Here is a 609-nt window from a genome sequence, read left to right on the forward strand (position 1 = left end):
CACCTCCTGCATCAGCGGGGCGATCTCCTCGTCCCAGCAGGACTCGGTCACGCACCGGTTGAAGCTGTACGAGTGCCAGGACGCGGCGATGTTGTCCAGCGGGTCGTTCGGCATGTAGGCCAGCCATTCCCGCTTGTCGTTGGTCCACTCGAGCCCGCCGACCATGAGGATGTTCGTGGCGCCGGTGTCGCGGACCGCGTCGACGAGGTCCTGCATGCCCGCGACCTCGTAACCGATGCCGGCGCAGGTGCCGCCGTCGCGCAGGCACTGCCAGCCCAAGGTCTTGTCCCAGTCGCTGGCCATGTCCGGGTACGGCTCGTTGAACAGGTCGAACACGACGGCGTCGTCGCCCTTGAAGGTGTCGGCGACGCCGGCCCAGAACTGCGGGGCGTACTGCGCGTCGGGCATCGGCTTCTGGCAGGTGGCGTGCACATCGGTGCAATGCCAGTCCGGTCCCGTGGTATAGGCGCCCCAGGTCCAGTGCAGGTCGAGGATGACGTTGAGGCCGTTGGCGACCAGGAGATCGACGTACTCCTTGACGCCTTCCTGGTAGGCGGCGCCGCTGGGTGAGCCGTTGAGGCCGAGCCAGCACTCCTCGTTGAGCGGGAG

The 609-nt window shown here is 67.2% G+C and carries 1 protein-coding gene; it reads right to left on the reverse strand.

Annotated elements, in window-relative coordinates; genetic code table 11:
- On the reverse strand, positions 1 to 609 hold a 609-nt coding region (locus E9998_RS08860), incomplete at both ends, for a glycoside hydrolase family 5 protein (RefSeq protein WP_136529426.1).

This window comes from Glycomyces paridis, assembly GCF_004912155.1.
In the GTDB taxonomy this organism is placed as follows: Bacteria; Actinomycetota; Actinomycetes; order Mycobacteriales; family Micromonosporaceae; genus Glycomyces; species Glycomyces paridis.